Origin of the sequence: Mesorhizobium sp. M1329 (assembly GCF_040318035.1) — a bacterium.
Taxonomy (GTDB): domain Bacteria; phylum Pseudomonadota; class Alphaproteobacteria; order Rhizobiales; family Rhizobiaceae; genus Mesorhizobium.
In genome coordinates, this window is the sequence record NZ_JAMYLN010000005.1 from 122253 (window position 1) to 137629 (window position 15377).

The following is a 15377-nucleotide window of genomic DNA, read 5'->3' on the forward strand; positions in this document are numbered from 1 at the left end:
GCGATGGGTGGTTGGCCCTATGAAGCCCCCATGTCGATTTGGGACCGCCTCGGCGACTTCGTCACACGCGTTTCATCTTCAGCGTCGTCAGGCGTCGCCGAAGTGGTCGAGGCCGTGCGCACGGTTTTCTCCGGCGATGCCGATCTGCGCCGGCGCGTCGCCTTCTCGGTGGCGATGATCGCCCTGTCGGCCAAGATGGCCAAGGCAGACGGCATCGTCACGCAAGACGAGGTGCGCGCCTTCCAGGAAATATTCGAGGTGCCGAAGGAACAGAGGCGCAATGTGGCGCGGCTCTACGATTTGGCCAAACGCGACATTGCAGGTTTCGAGACCTATGCCGAGCGGATGGCGCAGCTTTGCGGTTCGGGCCATTCGAACTGCCTGATGCTCGAGGACATACTCGACGGGCTGTTCCACATCGCCAAGGCCGACGGGCTGGTGCATGAGCGCGAGGGCCAATTCCTGCATCGCATCGCCGAGATCTTCCGCATCGATGAGGCGCATTACCAGAGCATCCTGGCCCGGCATGTCGATCTGGGTGCCGCCGATCCTTATGTTGTGCTCGGCATCGAGCGTGGGAAACCGTTCGAGGAGGTCCGCAGGCGCTACCGCAAGCTGGTCTCCGACAATCATCCTGACCGGCTGATCGCACGCGGCCTGCCGCAGGAATTCATCAAGATTGCGACGACCAGGCTGGCGGCGATCAACGCGGCCTATGAAATGATCGAGCGAGGCCTGCGGCACGCATGAGCGGCTTTCCGCCCGACGAGCCGAGCGCCGAGGTCAGGGTATCGCCGAATTTCGGGCCACGGCGCCGGACTCTCGAACCCGACATGATCGTGCTGCACTACACCGGAATGGCGACCGGCGCCGGTGCCGAGGCATGGTTGTGCGATCCGGCAAGCGAGGTCTCGTCGCACTACCTGGTCCATGAGGACGGCCGCATTGTTCAGATGGTAAGGGAAAGCGACCGCGCCTGGCATGCCGGCAAGAGCTCGTGGCTCGGACAGAGCGACATCAACTCCTGTTCGATCGGCATCGAGATCGTCAATCCGGGGCATACGCTCGGCTATCGCAACTTTCCAAAACCGCAGATCGACGCGGTGATCGGCCTGTGCGCCGGCATCGTCGAGCGCCATTCCATTCCAGCGCAGCGGGTGCTCGCCCATTCCGACGTGGCACCGGGGCGCAAGGTCGATCCGGGCGAGAAATTTCCATGGAAGGCCTTGTTTGCCGCTGGTATCGGCCATGTTGTGCCGGCAGCACCGATCCGGCGCGGCGCGGTGCTGAAGCCAGGCGATACCGGCGCCGAGGTCGAGGCGCTGCAGTCGATGCTGGCGCTCTATGGTTATCGCGTCGAGATCACCGGCGCTTTCGACCGGCAGACCGAAATCGTGGTCGAGGCATTTCAGCGGCATTTCCGGCAGCGCCTGGTTGACGGCATGGCTGATGGATCGACGATCCGCACGCTGGAAAGGCTGCTCGCTTCCGTAAGGATAGCCTCTCTCAAATAACCTTTTGCCAGCTTAAAAGTTACAATCTGTTACTCAAAGTGACTTGCGTCGCCTTCTTTGGCGCCAATTCCGTCGTCAAAGGCGATCCGTACAGATTGTCGGACGTCTATCCCCCCAGATGTTCCGATGTTGATTGAGGGTATCTGCGCGAAGTTCTTTGTGCAGATCAAACAGAACAGGATCACATGCAGAAATTGACCGTTTTAACGGCAGCCATTGCTGCCGGCGTAATGACTTTTGCCTTCAGTGCGGCGAACAGCGCACCGCTGAGCCAGCGGGCCGATCAGGGCTTCAGTGCCGCAGCCGGCAAAACCGCCATGCCGAAGGGTGGTGCAAAAGTAGAGAAGACCGCCACCGCAAAAGTGGAAAAAGCGGCCGCGGTAAGGACGAAAAAGCCAGTCTCCGCCAAAAGGCCAACCGCTGCGAGAAAGACAATCGCCAAACAGCATGTGAAGCGTAACCGCAAACGCATCGACCGCATGGCAACGGCGTCGGTCGCTCCGCAGAGCAGGCCAGCGCCCCAGGTGGCGGTTGTCGGCGGCAGCGGACAGTATTCGGCGATCATTGCGCGTTATGCCGCCAGCTATGGCGTGCCGGTGTCGCTCGCCAATGCCGTCATCAAGATCGAGAGCAACTACCAGCCGAACCAGGTCGGCAGCGCCGGCGAGATCGGCCTGATGCAGATCAAGCCGGCGACGGCAAGGATGATGGGCTATAGCGGTTCGGTTCAGGGCCTCTATGATCCCGATACCAACATCAAATACGGCATGAAGTACCTTGCCATGGCGCGGGATCTCGGCGGCGGCACGACCTGCGGCACGATCCTGAAATACAATGCCGGCCACGCCGCCACACGGATGAACCCGGTATCCGCAGCCTATTGCGGCAAGGTCAAGGTGCAGCTGGCAGCACTTGGAGCGCCCGCCTGACAAGGGATAACTTGCTTTTTCGTTTGCGTTTTCGGCTCCGAACCCCTTTATACGCCTTGCCAGCTGGCCGGGCGGCCGCACCCGCGAAGCCGAAAGGCTGCGGGTGAGGAAAGTCCGGGCTCCATGGAGACACGGTGCCGGTTAATGGCCGGCGGGGGCGACCCCAGGGAAAGTGCCACAGAAAGCAAACCGCCACGATTTAATCGTGGCAAGGGTGAAAGGGTGGGGTAAGAGCCCACCGCGCGACTGGCAACAGGAGCGGCACGGTAAACCCCACCGGGAGCAAGACCGAATAGGGGCGGTGCGAGGGGAAACCCTCGAGGGCTGTTTCCGGCTCACCGTCCGGGTAGGTTGCGTGAGGCGTATGGCAACATGCGCCCAAGATGAATGGCCGCCACGTTCTCGTTCCGTAAGGGGCGAGGGCCATACAGAACCCGGCTTACAGGCCAGCTGGCAGTTTCCCCGATAAAAGGAAATCTCCTGATATCAGCAGGTTGCGTCTTCGGGCGCAGCCGTTGATTCACTTTTCGACCCGCAATCAAGCGCGGCATTCCTTGAAAATGGTGCGATTTAATCGTACCATTTGGACGGGAGTACTGAGGAGCGCGTCATGGGACAGGTCGACAAACGCAGCATCACGCTGTCGCCGGAATTGGCGGCGGCGGTCGACGACGTGGTCGCCGCCGGCGAATATGCCTCGGCAAGCGAGGTGATCCGCGACGCGCTGCGGCAATGGAAGGATCGGCGCGACCTGCTCGGCTACACCGTCGAGGAATTGCGCAGACTGGTGCAGGAGGGGATCGACAGCGGGCCGGGGCGGTTTGCGTCGATCGACGAAATAAAGGCCGAAGCGCGGAGACGATTGAAACCCGACAGCGCGGCATGAATTTGCTGCCCATCATCCGAACTGCACATGCAGAAGAGGATTTGATCGCGATCTGGCTTTACATTGCGCAAGACAGCGAGGCTGCAGCGGATCGGTTGCTCGATCGGGTCGAAGCCCCCTGGCAGCAATTGGCCACTTATCCCTTCTCAGGTGCACCGCGCGAAGACATCGCGCCCGGCATCCGTCACCTGATCGTCGGCGAATACCTCACTTTGTACCGTGTCAGGGAAGAGGCGATCGAAATCGTTCGCGTGCTGCACGGCCGGCGCAAGATCGACGCTGGCGATCTGAATTCGTGATTGCCGATTCAGCCACCGATTGCGTCTAGCGACGCCTCGATCGCCTGCCAAAGCTCTTCCACCGGCTCGCAGCCGACCGACAGGCGAACGAAGCCGGGCGCAACGGCGTCTCCCCTTTTTGATCGCCGTTCGGCCGAGGTGTGTACGCCACCGAACGATGTCGCTGCCTGCATCAAGGCGCAGTTGTTGATGAAATCCTCGGCCTTGTCCTCCGAGGCGAGCACGAACGAGATCAGAAAGCCGAAGCGCTCCATCTGGGCGCGGGCAAGATTGTGCGATGGGTCACTCTCCAGTCCCGGAAAGCGCAAGCCGCTGATCGCGCGATGGTTTTTCAGCCGTCGCGCTATCATTTCGGCGGAGGTGCACATGCGGTCGAAGCGCACGTCCAGCGTTTCGAGGCCGCGATGCACCAGCCATGCCTCGAACGGCCCGGGGATGGCGCCTGACGTCTCGCGCCAGTCGGTCACCCTCGAGATAATGTCCGCGTCGCGGCTGGCGACATGGCCGAACAGCACATCGGAATGGCCATTTGGCGCCTTGGTGTCGGCGGCAATGACGATATCGGCGCCGAGATCGAGCGGGCGCTGGCCGAAAGGCGTCATCGTCGTGTTGTCTACCACAAGCACCGCACCGGCTTTGTGCGCAGCTTCGGCGACGGCTGCGATGTCGCATATATCCAGCCCTGGGTTGGCGGGCGTTTCGACGAAGGCAAGCCGATATCCGTCAAAGCCGCCGTCGAGGAAGCTCGATGTTGGCCGGACATCATAAGCGACGCCGAAGGATTTCAGGAAACGGTCTGCCAGCGCTCTCGTGGTGTGATAGCCGTCGGACGGCAGCAGGATACGGTCGCCGGCTTTGAGCAGGCCGAAAAACACCGCCGAGATGGCAGCCATCCCCGAGGGAAAGGCGACGCATGGGGCGTCTTCCAAATGCGCCAGCATGTGCTCGACCGCATCCCAGGTCGGATTGCTGAAGCGGCCATATTGATCGAAGCCGGTGGCGTCGCCGGGCGCATGAAAGATGGCGGCCATCGTCAGGGGCAAGGGGATCGGCTCGCCCTTGGCAAGCCTGCCGCGACGCAGATGGGGAAGTGCCGCGGCGCGCGACTTGGCTGTTTCGGACATGGTTTCAAACCTCGTTACTGACCGGAAAAGAAGATGCCCGAGGCTATGCGCGGCAGCGATCCGCAGCAAGCCGCCTCCGGTTGGACCACACGGCCCTAAACGCTTCGTTAGGCTTAATGGAGGATAAAGACCGGAGTGCCGTCAAAGCTGCTCTCCCCAGTCGTGGCAGGCGCGTTTTGAAGACTGTTCCCGTTGACGCCCATAACACCCCATGATATCCCATTCCGATACTCAAGCCTTCGTTCCGTGTCAGGGTGAAGCGTACGCCAATCGGGCAGCCGCGGCGGCTGCGCGTTTGCCTGCGTTCGCCCGTCATGATGAAGCGGGTTTTGGACGTCGACCGGGCCGGGGCGGCGCGGACAGGAAGATGCAGAGGGGTGCGGCGGCGCAAGCGGCCGTAACGCGTAATGGACCGGTTTCTGTCGAACGCGGTGAACAGGATCGATGCGAAGGGACGGGTGTCCGTGCCGGCGCATTTCCGTGCCGTTGTGCAGAAACGCGGCTATTCGGAACTTTATGCGCTACGCTGCCTGGATCGCCCGGCGATGGATGTCGGTGGGCTCGACCTGCTCGATCGGTACGAGCAGCGTATCGCCCAGGAAGACCCGTTCCTGCAGACGGCGGACGACATGTCGTTCTTCTGCCATGGCGATGGAACGTTTCTGAAGCTCGACCAGGACGGCCGTATCACGATGAGCGATTTCATTCGCGAGCATACCGGCATTTCAGCGGAAGTGGCCTTCGTTGGCCGCGGCAATTTCTTTCAGATCTGGGAGCCGGGACGGCTCAGCGCCTATGGGACGGAAGCACGTGCCCGGCTTTTGCAGCTCCGGCAGGGGACGAAGCCCGGGGAGCGGCCAGAATGATGGCGGGCGACGGCGATGAAGTTCATGCCGTTGGCGGACCAGCCCGTCACATTCCGGTCCTCCTTGCCGAAGTTCTGGAGGCGCTGGCGCCGACAAAAGGCGAGGTGATCGTCGACGGCACGTTCGGTGCCGGCGGCTACACCAAGGCCATTCTGGCAAGCGGAGCCTCGGTCGTCGCCATCGACCGCGATCCGGATGCGATCGCGGCGGGGCGGGCCCTTGAACAGCAGTCCGGCGGCAAGCTCAGGCTTGTCCAGGCACCGTTCTCGACGCTCGACGAGCAGGTTGAAAGTGCCGATGGCGTCGTGCTCGACATCGGCATCTCCTCCATGCAGATCGACCAGCCGGAGCGCGGCTTTTCGTTCCGGGCCGATGGACCGCTCGACATGCGCATGGCGCAGGCGGGCCTGAGCGCCGCCGACGTCGTCAACACCTTCAAGGTGGGCGATCTTGCCCGCATCTTCGGTTTTCTCGGCGAGGAACGCCATGCCGGGCGCATCGCGCGCATGATCGAGAGCCGTCGCGAAAAACGCCCCTTCGAGCGCACGCTCGACCTTGCCGATGCCATCGAGACGCATATCGGTCGCGCGCCGAAAGACAAAATCCATCCGGCTACCCGCGTTTTCCAGGCGCTGCGCATCTTCGTCAATGACGAGCTCGGCGAACTGGCCAAGGCACTGTTTGCCGCCGAGCGCGTGCTGAAACCGGGCGGCCGGCTTGCCGTGGTGACCTTCCATTCCCTCGAGGACCGCATCGTCAAGCGCTTCATCGCCGACCGAGCCGATTCAGCCACCGGATCGCGGCATCTGCCCGAGGCGCAGGTGCGCACCGCCACCTTCACCAAGAAGGGCGGCGGCGTGACGCCTAGCGATGCCGAGATATCGGCAAATCCGCGGGCGCGCTCGGCAAGGCTGCGCGCTGCGATCCGTACAGAGGCGCCGGCGCGTGCCGGCGATTTTTCGATTTTCGGCCTGCCAAAACTGCCTGGCCCAAAGCTTCCCGGCGCCGATCGACCGGGAGAGAGGTGAGCACGTGTTTCGTACCAGCGACATAGTCCTGATCGCCGTCATGGTTTCGGCGGCTGCCCTGACCTACAAGACCAAGCGCGAGGCCGAGGAGCAACTGGCGGCAGTGCACAAGATCCAGGCGCAGATCCGTTATGAAGAGGACACGATCGACCTGCTCAAGGCGGACTGGAGCCTGCTTACCCAGCCGTCGCGCCTGCAGAAGCTCACCGAAATCTACAAATCGCAACTCGGACTGGAGCCGGTCAATGCGCGCCAGATCGTCGGGCTGGACGATTTGCCGGCGAAACCCGTCAACATCGAGGACCTTTCATCGCAGCGGCTGGGCGGCATGGCCGATGTGGGCGGCAAGGATCCCGTGGTGACCGGAGGTATCGTCCAATGATCACCGGATTTCCAATCGCCGCCAGACTTCCAAAGATTGTCAGGCTGCTGAAGCGCGGTTCGAAGCCGAATGCAGGCGGATCGATCGTGGTCGAAGGCGCCCGCAAGGCGACGGGTGGCAAGGGCAGGACCCGCATCGTCATGACGATGGCGGTGTTCTTCGGCATTTATTCGACCATTGCCGGGCGGCTGGTCTATCTGGGTTTCCAGAATCCCGACCTGTCGGGCGGGCCACAGAGCCGGGTGACCGCATCGCGACCAGACATCGTCGACCGTAACGGCGAAGTGCTGGCGACCGACATCAAGACGGCGTCGCTGTTTGCTGAGCCGCGCCGCATCGTCGATGCCGACGAGGCGATCGAAAAGCTGTCGACGGTGCTTCCCGAGATCGACTACGAGCAGACATATAACAAGCTGAAGAGCGGCGCCGGCTTCGTCTGGCTGCAGCGGCAACTGACGCCGAAGCAGCAGGCCGACATCATGCAACTCGGCATCCCCGGATTCGGCTTTCGCACCGAGAAGCGCCGGTTCTATCCGGCCGGCGAAACCTCGTCCTACATTGTCGGCCTCACCAACATCGACAATCAGGGCATCTCCGGCATGGAGAAATACATCGACGAACAGGGTTTGAGCGACCTTCAGGCGTCGGGCCTGGCGGTGGCCAAGGATTTGAAGCCGGTGCAGCTCTCGATCGACCTGCGCGTCCAGCATATCGTGCGCGACGAGGTCGCCACCGGCATGGAAAAGTACCACGCCATCGCCGCGGGCGCCGTCGTGCTCAACGTCAAGACCGGTGAGGTGCTGGCGATGGCCTCGGTTCCGGATTTCGATCCGAACAACCCCTATAACGCGCAGGACAAGGACCGGCTCAACCGTATGTCCGCTGGCCTCTACGAAATGGGGTCGACCTTCAAGAGCTTCACCACCGCCATGGCGCTCGATTCCGGCAAGATAACGCTGCAAAGCCGTTTCGACGCGTCGCGCCCGATCAGGATCGGCCATCAGACCATCCATGATTTCCATGGCAAGGGCCGGGTGCTGTCGGTGCCGGAAGTGTTCATCTACTCGTCCAACATCGGCTCGGCTAAGGAAGCCGAAGCGGTTGGCATCGACGGACACCGCGAATTCCTGCATCGCCTGGGAATCCTCGAGAAGATGCAGACCGAACTGCCGGAAGTCGCCCGGCCGACCGAGCCCAAGGTCTGGAAGCAGGTCAATTCGATCACCATCGCCTTCGGCCACGGCGTGTCGACGACGCCGCTGCAGACAGCGGTCGGCTGCGCCGCGCTGATGAATGGCGGCTATCTGATGGACCCGACCTTCCTGCCGCGCACGCAGGAGCAGGCGATGGCGGTGGCCAAGAAAGTGGTCAGCGACAAGACGGTCGAGGGCATGCGCTATCTCTATGCGCTCAATGCCGAAAAGGGATCCGGCCGCAATGCACGGGTGCCAGGATACCGGGTGGGCGGCAAGACGGGAACGGCGGAGAAGGTCGTCAACGGCCGCTACTCGAAGGAAAAGAATTTCAACGCCTTCGTTGCGGCTTTCCCGATGGACGATCCGCAATACATAGTGCTGACGATCGCCGACGAACCGAAGCCGGAAAAGCCCGGCATGGGTGCTACGGCCGCCTCGAACGCGGGCATCATGGCTGCAAACATCATCCGACGTGCGGCTTCCATGCTTGGCGTGAAGCCAGATTTCAGCCATGAAAATGGTGCAACGCTGGTTTCCTATCAGTGATTCTTGGGGCGCGCCGGCAACTGCGCGCTATTTTGTTGCAATGAACGGGGTTCGATGAAGCTGAAAAATCTAGCCGGTATCCTGCCTGTCGAGGGGACAGCTTCCTTCGACATGGAGGTTACAGGGATTTCGTCGGATTCCCGCCAGGTAACACGGGGCGTCGTCTTTTTCGCGCTCACCGGCTCCAAGGCGGATGGCGCAGCCTACGCAGCCGAGGCCGCGAGCCGCGGCGCTGCAGCGATCGTGGTCGGCAAGGGCAGTGCGGTCGCCGGGCTGCCAGTTCCGGTTCTTGTCGTAGACGATCCGCGCCTTGCGCTTGCGCTGAGTGCGGCCCGTTATTTCGGCAAGCAACCGCAAACCATGGTCGCGGTGACCGGAACCAGCGGCAAGACCTCCGTCGCCGCATTCACCCGACAGATATGGGAGCAGGCGGGTTTGGTCGCCGCTTCGATCGGCACGACCGGTGTGGTGGCGCCGGGCCGCAATGAATATGGCTCGCTGACCACGCCGGATCCGGTGGCACTGCACAGGCTGCTCAAGGAGTTGGCGGAGGCCGGCGTCACCCACGCCTCGATGGAAGCGTCTAGCCATGGCCTCGACCAGCGCCGGCTCGACGGCGTCAAGCTTGCGGCCGGCGGCTTCACCAATCTCGGCCGCGACCATATGGACTATCATCCGACGGTCGAGGACTATCATCGCGCCAAATTGCGTCTGTTCGACGCGCTGCTGCCGAAGGGCGCGCCGGCCATCATCTTTGCCGACGACCCGTGGTCGGAGCCGACGATCAAGGCGGCGCATGCAGCGGGACTGAACGTGCTGACGGTCGGACGCCATGGCGATTTCCTGCGGCTGAAGCGGGTCGAGCACGAGCGCCACCGCCAGCGCGCCGAGGTCGAAGCGGACGGCGTTCTCCATGAAGTCGACTTGCCGCTGGCCGGCGACTTCCAGATTGCCAACGCGCTGGTGTCGGCCGGCCTCGCCATTTCGACTGGAACATTTGTTGCCAAAGCGTTGATGGCGCTGGAGAAATTGAAGGGCGCGCCGGGACGGCTCGACCTGGTTGGGACGGCCGCCAACGGCGCCCCCGTCTATGTCGACTACGCGCACAAGCCGGATGCGCTGGAAAACGTGCTGGCTTCGGTTCGCCCCTTTACCACCGGCCGCGTCATCGTCGTATTCGGTTGCGGCGGCGACCGGGACCGGGGCAAGCGGCCGATCATGGGCGAGATCGCCACAAGGCTGGCCGACGTCGTCATCGTCACCGACGACAATCCCCGCTCGGAAGTACCCGAGACGATCCGCGCCGCGATTCTCGCGGCCGCACCGGGTGCGATCGAGATCGGCGACCGGCGCAAGGCCATCCACGAGGCGGTCGGGATGCTTCACGCTGGCGACACGCTGATCGTGGCCGGCAAGGGCCATGAGGAAGGCCAGACCATCGGCACCGAGACGCTGCATTTTTCCGATCATGAGGAAGTTCGCTCGGCGCTCAGGGAGCAAGCAGCGTGAGCTATCTGTGGACCTCCGAGGCGCTGGTTGCCGCCATGGATGGCCGGCCGCTCGGTCCGATGCCTGAAGGCATCGCCGGCATTTCCATCGACAGCCGCAGCCTGCAGCCGGGAGATGCTTTCTTCGCCATCAAGGGCGAGGCCATGGACGGCCATGATTTCGTCACCGCCGCCATCAAGGCGGGCGCCGGCGTGCTGGTCGTCGCCGAGGGCAAGCTGCCGTCGCTGGGGCGGCTGACAGCACCGATGATCGTCGTGGAGGACGTGCTTGTCGCTCTGGAAAAGCTCGGCGTTGCCGCGCGCGCACGCTCAAAGGCGAGGGTGATTGCCGTGACCGGGTCGGCGGGCAAGACCACCACCAAGGAAGCGCTACGCCATGCTCTGTCCGCAGTCGGTACGGTGCATGCATCGGCGCAGTCGTTCAACAATCACTGGGGTGTGCCGCTGACGCTGGCGCGCATGCCGCAGGATTGCGACTATGCCGTCTTCGAGATCGGCATGAACCATCCGGACGAGATCCGGCCTTTGGTCAAGATGGTCCGGCCGCATGTCGCCATCGTTACACTGATCGCAGCCGCTCACCTTGGCTTCTTCCGCAACCTGGACGAGATCGCCAAGGCCAAGGCAGAGGTTTTCGAAGGGCTGGAGCCCGGTGGCGCCGCCCTTCTCAACCGCGACGATGCGCGCTGGAAGCTGCTGGAGAAGATGGCGAAAGAGGCCGGGGTCGAGCATGTCTACGGGTTCGGCGAGAATGCTCGGGCGACCTTCAAACTGATCAAATGCGAGCTCAATGCCGATCACTCGGTCATCACTGCCAAGATCGGCGGGCATGAGATTGTCGCCAGGATCGGCGCGCCGGGCCGCCATATGGTGCAGAATGTGCTGGCCGTACTGGGCGCCGCGCATCTGGTCGGCGCCGACGTCACCAGGGTTGCGCAGGCGCTGGCCGATCTTTCGCCCGAACGCGGACGCGGCAAGCGCTATGTGTTGCGTCATCCCAGGGGGCCGATCACGCTGATCGACGAGAGCTACAACGCCAATCCGGCGTCGATGAGCGCTGCAATGGCACTGCTCAACACGACGCCGGTGTCGGGCGAAGGCAGGCGCATTGCCGTGCTCGGCGATATGCTCGAGCTCGGCAGCCATTCGGCGAAATTGCATGCCGCGCTTGCCGGTCTGATCGTCGGCACCGACACGCGCACGGTCTTTCTCGGCGGCCCGGAAATGCGGGCGCTGGCCGACGTTTTGCCCGGCGAGATCAGGACGGAGTACCGCGCCGGCGCGGAAGATCTGAAACCGGTTCTTCTATCGGAATTGAAGCCCGGCGACGTGGTCATGATCAAATCGTCGAAGGGCATAGGCTTTTCAAAGCTGGTCGAGGCGTTGCTCGGCAAGTTTCCGGCGGAAGCCACAAACAGCAGACAGACCTAGGATCGGTCCGGGGGACGCAAGCGCATGCTAACACTGCTCGTCGAATTTGCGGACAAGATCTCGGTCTTCAACGTCTTCCGCTACATAACTTTCCGCACCGGCGGAGCGCTGATCACAGCGGCGCTGATCGTGTTCATCTTCGGACCGACCATCATCAATTCGCTGAGGCTGCGGCAAGGCAAGGGCCAGCCGATCCGCGCCGACGGGCCGCAGACGCATTTCAAGAAGGCGGGAACGCCGACAATGGGCGGATTGATGATCCTGTCCGGCATCGTCGGTTCGTCGCTGCTGTGGGCGAACCTGTCGAGCATCTACGTCTGGGTGGTGCTGCTGGTGACGCTGGGATTCGGCTCGATCGGCTTCTACGACGATTATCTCAAAGTGACCAAGCAGTCGCATCTCGGCTTTTCCGGCAAGGCGCGGCTGGGGCTCGAATTCGTCATCGCCGGCATCGCCGCCTGGGTGATCATGCACAACGGCCAGGCGCCGTTCTCGTCATCGTTGACATTCCCTTTCGCCAAGGAGTTTCTCGTCAATCTCGGCTGGTTCTTCATCCCGTTCTCGTGCTTCGTCATCGTCGGCGCCGGCAATGCGGTGAACCTGACCGACGGCCTCGACGGACTGGCTATCGTGCCGATCATGATCGCCGCGGCGTCCTTCGGCGTCATCGCCTATCTCTCCGGCAACGCGGTGTTCGCCGAATATCTGCAGATCCATTTCGTGCCCGGCACCGGTGAACTTGCAGTGGTCCTTGGAGCGGTGATCGGCGCCGGGCTTGGCTTCCTCTGGTTCAATGCGCCGCCGGCGGCGATCTTCATGGGCGACACGGGCTCGCTGGCACTGGGTGGGCTGATCGGCACGGTCGCGGTGGCAACCAAGCACGAGATCGTGCTGGTCATCGTCGGAGGCCTGTTCGTCGTCGAGATATTCTCGGTCATCATCCAGGTCGGCTACTTCAAGATGACCGGCAAGCGCGTCTTCCTGATGGCGCCGATCCACCATCATTTCGAAAAGCTCGGGTGGACCGAAAGCCAGGTGGTGATTCGCTTCTGGATCATCGCCGTCATCCTGGCGCTGGTCGGCCTGTCGACCCTGAAGCTCAGATAGGAGGCCGCTTGATCCCCGCCGCATCCTTTTCAGGCAAGCGCGTTTCGCTCTTCGGGCTCGGCGGCTCGGGGATCGCCACAGCGCGCGCGCTGATCGAGGGCGGCGCGGATGTGCTGGCCTGGGACGACAATCCCGACAGCGTCGCCAAGGCCGGCGCGGTCGGCATCACGACAGCGGACCTGCGCGGTGCGGACTGGGCGAGGTTTTCCGCCTTCGTGCTGTCGCCCGGCGTGCCGCTGACGCACCCGAAGCCGCATTGGACCGTCGAGCTCGCGCGGGGCTCCGGCGTCGAGATCATCGGCGATATCGAGCTTTTCTGCCGCGAGCGGACGGCGAGGGCGCCGGCAGCACCCTTTATTGCCATCACCGGCACCAACGGCAAGTCGACGACCACGGCACTGACGGCGCACATCCTCAAATCGGCTGGGCGCGACACGCAGATGGGCGGCAATATCGGCCGCGCGGTGATGACGCTGGATCCGCCGCAGCCCGAGCGGCACTATGTGGTTGAGTGCTCGTCCTACCAGATCGATCTTGCCCCCTCGATCAATCCGACGGCCGGTGTGCTGCTCAATCTGACGCCGGACCATCTCGACCGCCATGGCACGATGCAACACTACGCCTCGATCAAGGAGCGGCTGGTGGCCGGCAGCGAGACGGCAATTATCGGTGTCGACGATTCCTGGTGCGCCCAGATCGCCGATCGGCTGGAGCGAGCCGGCCGGCAGGTCATTCGGATTTCCAAGCGCCTGCCGCTGACCGACGGCTATTTCGCCGACGGCACCAACCTGATGGAAGCCGTGCACGGCCGCTACAGCCGGATCGCCTTCCTCGCAGGCATCGGCTCGTTGCGCGGCCAGCACAATGCGCAGAATGCACTGGCTGCCGCTGCCGCCTGCCTCAAAGTCGGGCTCGAACTCGGCGAGATCCAATCCGGACTGGAGAGTTTCCCGGGGCTGGCGCACCGCATGGAGCAGGTCGGCCGCAAAGAGCATGTGCTGTTCGTCAACGATTCCAAGGCGACCAATGCCGATGCCGCTGCACCGGCGCTGTCGAGCTTTGCGCGTATCTACTGGATTGCCGGCGGCCTGCCGAAGGAGGGCGGCATCGAGCCGTTGCGCGGCTTCTTCCCGCGCATCGCCAAGGCCTATCTGATCGGCGAAGCTGCACCGGCCTTTTCGGCGACGCTGGGCGAGGCGGTGCCTTACGAGATCTCAGGCACGTTGGCTGCGGCGGTCGAACACGCCGCCCGCGATGCGGCCAGGGATAACAGCGGCGAGGCAGTGGTGCTGCTGTCGCCAGCCTGCGCCAGTTTCGACCAGTTCAAGAATTTCGAAGTCCGCGGCGAGGCGTTCAGGCAAGCCGCAACCGCCATTGATGGCGTGAAGCCCATCGGAGGGACACGATAATGCAAAGCCGTCTCGACAAAAGCCCTGTGGCGACCTGGTGGTGGACGATCGATCGCTGGTTCCTGGCGGCGTTCCTGTCGCTGATGGGGCTCGGCATCGTTTTGTCCTTCGCCGCAAGCCCGGCGGTGGCCGAGCGCATCGGGCTAGACAGTTTCCACTTCGCCACACGCCAGATCATCTTCACCATTCCGGCGCTTGGGGTAATGCTGGCCGTCTCGTTCCTCGAATCCAGGCAGATCCGGCGCATGGCGCTGGTCATGTTGTGCATCATGCTGTTTCTGATGGTGGCAGTGCTCTATATCGGCGTCGAGGTGAAGGGCGCGCGGCGCTGGGTGTCGCTAGCCGGCCTGTCGATCCAGCCGTCCGAGTTCCTGAAACCGGCCTTCGTCATCATCTGCGCCTGGCTGTTCGCCGAGCACAAGCGCCAGCCCGACATTCCGGGCAATCTGTTCGCCATGTTGCTGCTTGCGCTGGTCATCTCGCTGCTGGTGGCGCAGCCTGACCTTGGGCAAACCATGCTGGTGCTCGGCACCTGGGGGGTGATGTTCTTCATGGCCGGGTTGCCGTGGCTGTGGATCGTCGCGCTGGGTGCTGCAGGCGTCGGCGGCGTGTTCGCCGCCTATGCGGTGTTCCCGCACGTTGCCGGCCGTATCGACCGCTTCATGACCGGCGAGGGCGACACGTTCCAGGTCGACATGGGCCGCGAGGCGCTGATCAATGGCGGCTGGTTCGGCGTCGGGCCGGGCGAGGGTACCGTCAAGCGGGTCATCCCCGACAGCCACGCAGATTTTGTCTTCTCCGTCGCCGGCGAGGAATTCGGGCTGATCATGTGTTTCTTCATCATGTCCATCTTCGGCTTCATCGTGCTGCGCGGTCTCAACACGGCACTCAGGGAGCAGGACGATTTCACCCGCTACGCGGTGGGCGGCCTGGTTACGGTCTTCGGCCTGCAGTCGGTCATCAACATGGCCGTCAATCTGCAGCTGATGCCGGCCAAGGGCATGACGCTGCCGTTCATCTCCTACGGCGGCTCTTCGCAGATCGCGATCGCCATCTCGATGGGCATGGTGCTGGCGCTGACGCGCAAGCGCCCGGAAAAGCGCAAGCAGCTGGGCTTCATGCCGTCGCCGCGTGCGATGCCGGCGGAGTGAG

At 63.0% G+C, this 15377-nt stretch carries 15 protein-coding genes and 1 other RNA gene; 15 read left to right on the plus strand and 1 reads right to left on the minus strand.

The features are described from left to right. Positions 1-30 precede the first annotated feature (30 nt). The 6 genes from NKH21_RS06870 (at position 31) to NKH21_RS06895 (ending at position 3628) form a co-directional block, all read left to right on the plus strand. The gene (locus NKH21_RS06870) at positions 31-750 is read left to right on the plus strand and encodes a TerB family tellurite resistance protein (protein ID WP_352453144.1); all 720 of its coding nucleotides are present in this window, start codon (positions 31-33) and stop codon (positions 748-750) included. Next, positions 747-1514 (plus strand): N-acetylmuramoyl-L-alanine amidase, encoded by a 768-nt coding sequence (locus tag NKH21_RS06875; protein WP_352665948.1) that lies wholly within the window; start codon positions 747-749, stop codon positions 1512-1514. Before NKH21_RS06870 ends, NKH21_RS06875 begins: the two co-directional genes overlap by 4 nt. A 185-nt stretch (positions 1515-1699) precedes the next feature. Continuing rightward, the gene (locus NKH21_RS06880) at positions 1700-2443 is read left to right on the plus strand and encodes a lytic transglycosylase domain-containing protein (protein ID WP_352665947.1); all 744 of its coding nucleotides are present in this window, start codon (positions 1700-1702) and stop codon (positions 2441-2443) included. A gap of 59 nt (positions 2444-2502) precedes the next feature. Further along, an RNA gene (gene rnpB, locus NKH21_RS06885) (RNase P RNA component class A) lies at positions 2503-2901 on the plus strand. 152 nt (positions 2902-3053) lie between these two features. Then, complete coding sequence (locus NKH21_RS06890) at positions 3054-3329, plus strand: type II toxin-antitoxin system ParD family antitoxin (RefSeq protein WP_352492709.1); 276 nt, start codon at positions 3054-3056, stop codon at positions 3327-3329. Beyond that, complete coding sequence (locus NKH21_RS06895; protein WP_352863670.1) at positions 3326-3628, plus strand: type II toxin-antitoxin system RelE/ParE family toxin; 303 nt, start codon at positions 3326-3328, stop codon at positions 3626-3628. The genes NKH21_RS06890 and NKH21_RS06895 overlap by 4 nt, the downstream gene beginning before the upstream one ends. Before the next feature lie 8 nt (positions 3629-3636). On the opposite strand, the gene NKH21_RS06900 is transcribed toward NKH21_RS06895, so the two are convergent. Further along, positions 3637-4752 (minus strand): cystathionine gamma-lyase, encoded by a 1116-nt coding sequence (locus tag NKH21_RS06900; RefSeq protein ID WP_352863671.1) that lies wholly within the window; start codon positions 4750-4752, stop codon positions 3637-3639. A gap of 407 nt (positions 4753-5159) precedes the next feature. Between NKH21_RS06900 and mraZ the strand changes: the two genes are divergently transcribed. The 9 genes from mraZ to ftsW are packed head-to-tail and all read left to right on the plus strand — an operon-like array spanning position 5160 to position 15376. Continuing rightward, positions 5160-5618 (plus strand): division/cell wall cluster transcriptional repressor MraZ, encoded by a 459-nt coding sequence (gene mraZ / locus NKH21_RS06905; protein WP_254818997.1) that lies wholly within the window; start codon positions 5160-5162, stop codon positions 5616-5618. Beyond that, positions 5615-6646, plus strand: coding sequence for a 16S rRNA (cytosine(1402)-N(4))-methyltransferase RsmH (rsmH, locus tag NKH21_RS06910; RefSeq protein WP_352564474.1), 1032 nt, complete (start codon positions 5615-5617; stop codon positions 6644-6646). Before mraZ ends, rsmH begins: the two co-directional genes overlap by 4 nt. A 4-nt stretch (positions 6647-6650) precedes the next feature. Next, a complete protein-coding gene (gene ftsL, locus NKH21_RS06915; protein WP_292662860.1) occupies positions 6651-7028 on the plus strand; it encodes a cell division protein FtsL in 378 nt (125 codons plus the stop codon). Next, positions 7025-8770: a peptidoglycan D,D-transpeptidase FtsI family protein gene (locus NKH21_RS06920; protein WP_352564476.1), complete on the plus strand. Its 1746-nt coding sequence runs from the start codon at positions 7025-7027 to the stop codon at positions 8768-8770. Before ftsL ends, NKH21_RS06920 begins: the two co-directional genes overlap by 4 nt. A 54-nt stretch (positions 8771-8824) precedes the next feature. After that, complete coding sequence (locus tag NKH21_RS06925; protein ID WP_352665944.1) at positions 8825-10279, plus strand: UDP-N-acetylmuramoyl-L-alanyl-D-glutamate--2,6-diaminopimelate ligase; 1455 nt, start codon at positions 8825-8827, stop codon at positions 10277-10279. Next, positions 10276-11709: a UDP-N-acetylmuramoylalanyl-D-glutamyl-2,6-diaminopimelate--D-alanyl-D-alanine ligase gene (locus NKH21_RS06930; RefSeq protein WP_352863674.1), complete on the plus strand. Its 1434-nt coding sequence runs from the start codon at positions 10276-10278 to the stop codon at positions 11707-11709. Before NKH21_RS06925 ends, NKH21_RS06930 begins: the two co-directional genes overlap by 4 nt. Before the next feature lie 24 nt (positions 11710-11733). Then, positions 11734-12816 carry a phospho-N-acetylmuramoyl-pentapeptide-transferase gene (mraY, locus tag NKH21_RS06935; RefSeq protein WP_023676767.1) on the plus strand — a complete coding sequence of 361 codons (1083 nt, stop codon included), beginning with the start codon at positions 11734-11736 and terminating at the stop codon, positions 12814-12816. 8 nt (positions 12817-12824) lie between these two features. Next, the gene (gene murD, locus NKH21_RS06940; RefSeq protein ID WP_352863676.1) at positions 12825-14225 is read left to right on the plus strand and encodes a UDP-N-acetylmuramoyl-L-alanine--D-glutamate ligase; all 1401 of its coding nucleotides are present in this window, start codon (positions 12825-12827) and stop codon (positions 14223-14225) included. After that, positions 14225-15376 carry a putative lipid II flippase FtsW gene (ftsW, locus tag NKH21_RS06945; RefSeq protein WP_352456168.1) on the plus strand — a complete coding sequence of 384 codons (1152 nt, stop codon included), beginning with the start codon at positions 14225-14227 and terminating at the stop codon, positions 15374-15376. Before murD ends, ftsW begins: the two co-directional genes overlap by 1 nt. Position 15377: the final 1 nt, after the last annotated feature.